Genomic DNA, 5639 nt, shown 5'->3' on the forward strand with positions numbered 1-5639 from the left:
TCTGCCGCTCTTCCAAGTGTCACTGGAGTGCCTATCTCTACCAAGCGCTGGCACTGGGTGTGGGTAACTTTTTTGATTACTTGGTGGAGCCTGTCCCGGATGTCCACCTTGGCAGTGCCAGCACATAATCCCGGCGATTCATCCCAACACGTCGCGCCAGGAATGCTGCGGCTGAAACCCGACCATGTTCTTGGCCTTCTTGTTGGAAAAGAAGGTCTCGTTCGCATCCATCTCGCTGCGCACTTCGACACCTTGATAGAACCGCTCAATCACCTGATCAGACGTGAGACCGACCGACATGTCGTCGTTCGATACGTTGAAAACCTCGTAGCCCAAGCCGTCTTTGCTAAGGCAGCAATCGACCATATGTCCCAAATCGCGGGCATCGATATAGGCAAAGATGTTGCGGCGGCGCAAAGACGGATTTTCCATGAATGCAGGGAACTTCTCTGAATACTCATGTGGCTCGATTACGTTGTTGATCCGCAATCCATAGATGTCGGTTCCCGTCCGAGCCTGAAAAGACCGGGCGGTCATCTCATTGCAGACCTTCGACATGGCGTAGCTGTCATGCGGCACGGTCGGGTGGGTTTCATCAATCGGTACAAAGTGCGGTTTCAACTCTCCTTCAGCAAAGCAGATGGCATAGGTTGTTTCGGAGCTTGCGAAGATCACCTTCGGAACGCCCAGCTTCACTGCAGCCTCGATCACGTTATAGGTGGTCAAGGTATTCTGCCGAAAGCACTCACCGTCAGTGCCGATCATAACGCGGGGGACAGCGGCGAAATGCACAACGGCGTCATAAGTTGGAACGCCAGTGCCCGCGTCCAATTCCGCGCCTTCGATGAACTGGGACATTGCGCCAATGACCTGGCCCGCGTCGCAGAGGTCAATCAACAATTCCGGACAGTTCAGCCCCGAAGGCGATTGATCCACATTTACAACGTGGTGGCCTTGCTCTTGCAAGTGCCGGATGGCCCATTTGCCTGCCTTGCCGCTGCCGCCGGTAAAGAAAACTCTCATTGCGCCCTCCGATATTCAGCACTTCAGTGCTATTCCAATTCATACATGATGATGAACCACCAATCGTTTGGAGGGCAAGGTGCGTTTTTCTGGCTCAATCGGATTTCCGGAAGAGGCGCGGCTAGGACGAAGACAATGTCTCGCGTATAAAGTCCGGATAACTCCAAAGGCCTTGCCGTTTTGTGGAAAGCTGTCTCTCACGCAAGCGCAGCGAACGTCCGCTCTGTCGGAGGCTGTGTGAAAACTCGGGATTCTTCATGATTTCGCGCCACTCGTTTTCGGGAGTTGCTAATTTGATGGTTCAGCTCGACGAGAGAGCGCCCAAATCGAGCAATTTTTGGCATTTGTAGAATCCCTCGATAGTTTTCACACAGCCTCCGGACAAAGCAGACCGTCAAAAATACCAACACCTACGGTCCTTCTCTTAGCAAGTTGCTCAACTGACCGCGTAAGAGATTGCCGTGCCAAAAGCCCACGACATGCTAAACGGGTCCCGGTTATAGCGGCAACTTTTTCTTCCAGAAATCGATTGGCCCGCAATTACCAGCCCAGTAGGCGCTCAACCTCGTGTCGATAAGTCTCGGCCTCAGTGGACATCCAATTTCGGAAGTCGTTTTGCGTTTTGGAGCGAGCTCGGCCGCGCAGAGATACAAGCCGATACGAAAATTTTGACTGCGTTGCCGAACTGCCTCCGAACGGCATAATCATCGATCCATCACACAGGGCTGAAAACGACTCGGCCATTCCGCACAAGACGACTCCCAAGCCTTCTTTGGCTGCTCTCAAACCGGAACTGAGACGGGGAAATTCCGGAATTGCAGCTCTCTCCTGATACTCGATTCCGCACTCTTTGCTCCAACTTTCCCAATCCAACCATCCTGGGTCGTTAGTCTCTTTCTTGACGAGAATGACCGGAACGCCGGTGAGCGACCTAGTGTCTTCCGACAGATTATATTTGTCCGCGAATTCCGGTGTGCAGATCGGCACCACGCATCCGGCGAACAGAAAGATGCTTTCTAGTGGTAATTCAGGCTCCGGTCCGAAGCGTATCACGAAATCGAACTCTTCAGACTGCAGATCAACCAAGCGGTGTGTCGTATCAATCCGCAGATCGAACTGATCGCAAATTGCATAGAACCCCGGCAGCCTCGGCGTTAACCAGTACTCCCCAATTCCTAAGCTCATCGAAATTGACAGGCGATTGTCGGGTCCCGATCTGCGCAATTGCGCCAAAACGGAGCTGAGGGAACCAAAGCCGGCGGACAGCTCCGTCGCGATCGTGCTGGCCGAGCTAGTCGGCACGACCCCGGACGGATTTCGCGTGAACAGTTGGCTTCCAACATATTCTTCCAGCCCACGAATTTGTTGCCCGACAGCCGCGGTGGTGACGCCGAGTTCGTCCGCCGCTGCTCGAAAGCTGCCAGTCCGCAAGGCTGCCTCCAAGGCGCGCAAAGCGTTGAGATGCGATGTTTTCATTTGCCCCCTAAAGTTCAGCTTTATGGCCTCAAAGAATAAGTGACCTGACATATCCGAAAAATCAAACGAAAATAATCTAATAGCGGAAGGGCATGGTTTCAGGATGAAAGGTATTCTGCATGCATCGGATGCGAAGTTAAACGTGACGCCCGGCGCAAGACCATGTCGGCGTTCGCTCAAACCTCAGTCCGGGCAGACGCCCGATGGGACATAACAGACGAATTTCGAAAGGGAGTATCTGATTTGGAACTGCGATTGAAAGCCTTGACCCCCCTCAATATCGGCGTAGCGGTCGCCATTGTTGCGACCAGCGGACTGACAGGTGCGGCCATCGCCGAGTCAAATGACGAAAAAATCGTCAGAGCTATGTCGGCGGCTCCGGCTGACATCAGCGCCAACGCGACAATTATGGACGTGGATGGCACGATCCTCAGGGAAGGCAGAAATGACTGGGTCTGCCTGCCGGGTGTCGGCTTAATTCCCGGCGACACGCACCCCATGTGCAATGACCCCGTTTGGATGAAGTGGATGGCTTCTGTCGCGGCCGGGACCGAGTTCTCCACCGATGTCGTGGGTGTCTCCTACATGCTTCAGGGCGACGCGTTAGTGAACAACGACAACCCGATGGCAACCGACCCCAATGATGGTGGGGTTTGGGTTCAGGATGGGCCGCACCTCATGATGCTATTCCCGAACATGGAAATGTTGGCCGACTTGCCGCGAGATCCATTTGCTGGCGGCCCTTATGTCATGTGGGGGGAAACCCCGCTCGCCCATGTCATGGCCCCCATCGAGACCAAAGAAGACACCAACTGAACCTTAACAACAAAACAGGAGCATACGATGTCGGTTGAACACATCCAGAATTCAGTCAACGGCGTTATCGCCTTCTTAAAAGAGAACCCAAAGGACGCGCTTAGCACTAGTCCACCAATCACGGCAGTCATGGAGGGCGGTCTGCGCTGCAGAGCTACCGGTGACAATGGACAGTCGGTCGTAACCGACATGCCCCAAGCCATAGGCGGTGGCGGGACTGCGCCGTCGCCGGGCTGGCTGTCACGCGCAGCACTGGCATCCTGTGACGCCACTAGAATTGCTTTACGTGCAGCTGAGTTAGGGATTTCATTGGACATGCTTGAGGTCATTACGGACAGTGTGGATGACGACCGCGGCCTGTTCGGTATAGACCAATCGGTTCGCGCTGGTTCGCTGAGCCTACGAACCCGAGTGAAAATAGGCGCTGCGGGCGTTAGCGAAAAAATTCTCTGGGAGATTGTAGACTATGCTGTGACCCATTCGCCTGTCGCCGACAGCTGTCGCGGGGAAACTCCTTCAACACTAGAAGTCACAATAGCCTGACGGCTCCGAAGCAAAGAGTATGGCAATGAACACGAGAACTCAAACCAACGAAGGGGGCTGTACATGTGGTCATGTGCGCTATCAGGTGGTGGCAGACCCCCTAATCGTGCACGGCTGTCATTGCCGGGGATGCCAAAAGAACTCTGGTTCTGCCTTTGCGATTAACGCGTTGTTTGAGGCCGATCGCGTCAAACTTATCGCGGGCATTGAAGAGGAAATTTCCGTTCCCACGCCCAGTGGCACCGGTCAGGACATTACTCGCTGCAAGAAATGCAAAGTTGCGGTTTGGAGTAACTACAATATGGGCGGCTTGCGGAAGCACATCCGGTTCATTCGCGTCGGTACGCTTGATGACCCGGACCAGTTCCCACCGGATGTGCACATCTACACAAGTTCAAAGCAACCATGGGTCATTCTGCCGGAAACAGACCTGCGCGTTGAACGATTTTACGAGTTCGGAAAGACCTGGAAGCCCACGAGTCTTAAGCGTCTCTTAAAGATCGAGGAATCCGCCGGCATCAAAATTTCCTGAAGCACCCGGGTAGTTCGCTTGCTCGCGATAGTTTTACCCGATTGACCGACCGTTACAACTTCGGTCAACACCCACTTTTGGCGGTGGTTTGAACAGACGTCCGCATCGCGAAGCCAACCTAATCGAAGGATACGGGAGACTGACGCGAACGGTTTATGGTCAGCTTGAAAACATCAGGTCTCGAGTAATGCCCCGCTACATCGAATTTGCGGCGGGATGCTTTTGCGGCCGAAACATCGACCTCAGCGACCAGTAGTCCTTTTTTCTTGTGCATCGGCCCAGCAAGCGGCCCTCCAAAAGGCCGGTAGATCACTGCGTCCCCCGGGTTGATCCACTCATCGGCATTAGGAAACAACTCGTCGCGGTAGATAACCGAATCCGGAATATCGGAAGCTTCTAATGATGTGGCGCATCCGACGATCCAGCACCCTCCCTCGCGCGCAATATGTTGCATCGTGGCTAGCCAAGATGCGCCACTGTCCCAAGTTGGTGCGCAATATATGTCGATGTTCTGGGCATAAAGAGCAAACCGAGCGAGGGGCATGTAATTTTCCCAACAGAGCAGGGCCCCGACGCGCCCGACTGCAGTCTCTACAACCTTAAGCGTCGAACCGTCACCGAAGCCCCACACCATACGTTCGGGGTTTGTTGGCATGAGCTTTCGGTGATTGTTCAGAAGTTTCCCATCAGCGTCGATGATGGCCACACTGTTGAACAAGGTGCTTCCACTCACAGCACCATCCAGTTCCTGATGACCCATCACGACAACAATACCGTGCTCCTTTGCGGCTTCCTTAATGGGAGCCAGGTCATCCTTGCTGAGGTCGACCGAGTTCTCTTGTAAAAGCGCAAAGAGCTCCTCAGTCTTTTTCATATCTGCTCCGGGTGACAGACGCCAAACGAAGGTCGGGTACCCAGGAAGCCATGCCTCAGGAAAAACTATCAAACCACAGTCTTTCTTCGCGGCATCAGACATTAACTCAACCGCGCGCTGAATGGATTTAGCCTTGTCCAGATAGACCGGCGGTTGCTGTACAGCGGCAATTTTCGTGGTGGCCCTCCCAAGAAGATGATTGACGGTAGTCTTTCGTCCTTAACAAAGCAAACCCAGCTTGGTGCATCTCTGTCGCAATGGGCGTGCTCAGGCTTGGGGCATTATACTGACATCTATGAAGGTTTCCGCATTGGGCTGTCTTATGCTTTTCCCATCGATCTGCGAAGATTGAGCCGGTGCCCGCCACGCCAATTT

6 protein-coding genes are annotated in these 5639 nt (G+C 53.8%); 3 read left to right on the forward strand and 3 right to left on the reverse strand.

Annotated elements, in window-relative coordinates:
* Positions 1-138 precede the first annotated feature (138 nt).
* Positions 139-1023, reverse strand: a complete 885-nt coding sequence (locus tag Q1B15_RS19475; RefSeq protein ID WP_299756980.1) for an NAD(P)-dependent oxidoreductase — start codon at positions 1021-1023, stop codon at positions 139-141.
* 540 nt (positions 1024-1563) lie between these two features.
* Positions 1564-2679 (reverse strand): LysR family transcriptional regulator, encoded by a 1116-nt coding sequence (locus Q1B15_RS19480; RefSeq protein WP_299756983.1) that lies wholly within the window; start codon positions 2677-2679, stop codon positions 1564-1566.
* A gap of 63 nt (positions 2680-2742) precedes the next feature.
* Here Q1B15_RS19480 and Q1B15_RS19485 point away from each other — a divergent pair, with 63 nt between their 5' ends.
* Genes Q1B15_RS19485 through Q1B15_RS19495 form a run of 3 tightly spaced genes read left to right on the forward strand, consistent with a single transcriptional unit; the run spans position 2743 to position 4390 of the window.
* Positions 2743-3315, forward strand: coding sequence for a hypothetical protein (locus Q1B15_RS19485; protein ID WP_299756986.1), 573 nt, complete (start codon positions 2743-2745; stop codon positions 3313-3315).
* A 27-nt stretch (positions 3316-3342) separates the two neighbouring features.
* On the forward strand, positions 3343-3858 hold the full coding sequence (locus tag Q1B15_RS19490) for an OsmC family protein (protein WP_299756988.1): 516 nt from the start codon (positions 3343-3345) through the stop codon (positions 3856-3858).
* Between the two features lie 25 nt (positions 3859-3883).
* Positions 3884-4390, forward strand: coding sequence for a GFA family protein (locus Q1B15_RS19495; RefSeq protein WP_299756990.1), 507 nt, complete (start codon positions 3884-3886; stop codon positions 4388-4390).
* 118 nt (positions 4391-4508) lie between these two features.
* On the opposite strand, the gene Q1B15_RS19500 is transcribed toward Q1B15_RS19495, so the two are convergent.
* On the reverse strand, positions 4509-5435 hold the full coding sequence (locus tag Q1B15_RS19500; RefSeq protein WP_299756993.1) for a carbon-nitrogen hydrolase family protein: 927 nt from the start codon (positions 5433-5435) through the stop codon (positions 4509-4511).
* Positions 5436-5639 lie beyond the last annotated feature (204 nt).

This window comes from uncultured Boseongicola sp. (assembly GCF_937988555.1).
GTDB lineage: Bacteria > Pseudomonadota > Alphaproteobacteria > Rhodobacterales > Rhodobacteraceae > Boseongicola.